This is a genomic window from Fusibacter bizertensis (assembly GCF_029914245.1).
Lineage (GTDB): Bacteria > Bacillota > Clostridia > Peptostreptococcales > Acidaminobacteraceae > Fusibacter_C > Fusibacter_C bizertensis.
The window spans coordinates 1-1,517 of the sequence record NZ_JARYZI010000028.1 but is presented as its reverse complement, the minus strand read 5'-3'; the positions used below and the strand labels follow the sequence as shown (position 1 = coordinate 1,517).

The following is a 1,517-nucleotide window of genomic DNA, read 5'->3' as shown; positions in this document are numbered from 1 at the left end:
CTTCGGTCAAAGAGAAACTTATGAAAGCGGCGGACGGGTGAGTAACGCGTGGGTAACCTGCCCCATACAAAGGGATAGCCACTGGAAACGGTGATTAATACCTTATAAGTCGGTAGTCTCGCATGAGACAGCCGACAAAGATTTATCGGTATGGGATGGACCCGCGTCTGATTAGCTAGTTGGTGAGGTAACGGCTCACCAAGGCGACGATCAGTAGCCGACCTGAGAGGGTGATCGGCCACACTGGAACTGAGACACGGTCCAGACTCCTACGGGAGGCAGCAGTGGGGAATATTGCACAATGGGCGCAAGCCTGATGCAGCAACGCCGCGTGAGTGATGAAGGCTTTCGGGTCGTAAAACTCTGTCCTATGGGAAGAAAAAAATGACGGTACCATAGGAGGAAGCCCCGGCTAACTACGTGCCAGCAGCCGCGGTAATACGTAGGGGGCAAGCGTTATCCGGAATCACTGGGCGTAAAGGGTGCGTAGGTGGCTTATCAAGCCAGGGGTGAAAGGCATTGGCTCAACCAATGTAAGCCTTTGGAACTGATAGGCTTGAGTGCAGGAGAGGTAAGTGGAATTCCTAGTGTAGAGGTGAAATTCGTAGATATTAGGAGGAACACCAGTGGCGAAGGCGACTTACTGGACTGTAACTGACACTGAGGCACGAAAGCGTGGGTAGCGAACAGGATTAGATACCCTGGTAGTCCACGCCGTAAACGATGAATACTAGGTGTCGGGCGTCAAAACTCGGTGCCGCAGCTAACGCATTAAGTATTCCGCCTGGGGAGTACGCACGCAAGTGTGAAACTCAAAGGAATTGACGGGGACCCGCACAAGCAGCGGAGCATGTGGTTTAATTCGAAGCAACGCGAAGAACCTTACCAGGTCTTGACATCTCTCTGATCGACTCTTAGCCGAGTCTTCCCTTCGGGGCAGAGATGACAGGTGGTGCATGGTTGTCGTCAGCTCGTGTCGTGAGATGTTGGGTTAAGTCCCGCAACGAGCGCAACCCTTGTGTTTAGTTGAAAACAGGTTAAGCTGTTCACTCTAGACAGACTGCCGTGGATAACACGGAGGAAGGTGGGGATGACGTCAAATCATCATGCCCCTTATGATCTGGGCTACACACGTGCTACAATGGTCGGTACAACGGGCAGCGAAAGAGTAATCTGGAGCGAATCCTAAAAAGCCGATCCCAGTTCGGATTGTGGGCTGAAACTCGCCCACATGAAGTTGGAGTTGCTAGTAATCGCGAATCAGAATGTCGCGGTGAATGCGTTCCCGGGTCTTGTACACACCGCCCGTCACACCATGGAAGTTGGGGGCGCCCGAAGCCAGTGGTCCAACCCGTAAGGGAGGAAGCTGTCGAAGGTGAAATCAATGACTGGGGTGAAGTCGTAACAAGGTAGCCGTATCGGAAGGTGCGGCTGGATCACCTCCTTTCTAAGGAGAAATAGACATTTGCGCTGTTCAATTTTGAGGGTCTTGTGACCATGAGTGATAAGTGATTATC

1 rRNA gene is annotated in these 1,517 nt (G+C 52.2%); it reads left to right on the top strand.

Annotated elements, in window-relative coordinates:
- Positions 1-1,447 (top strand): 16S ribosomal RNA (locus QE109_RS17495); the annotation flags it as partial.
- Between the last annotated feature and the right edge of the window lie 70 nt (positions 1,448-1,517).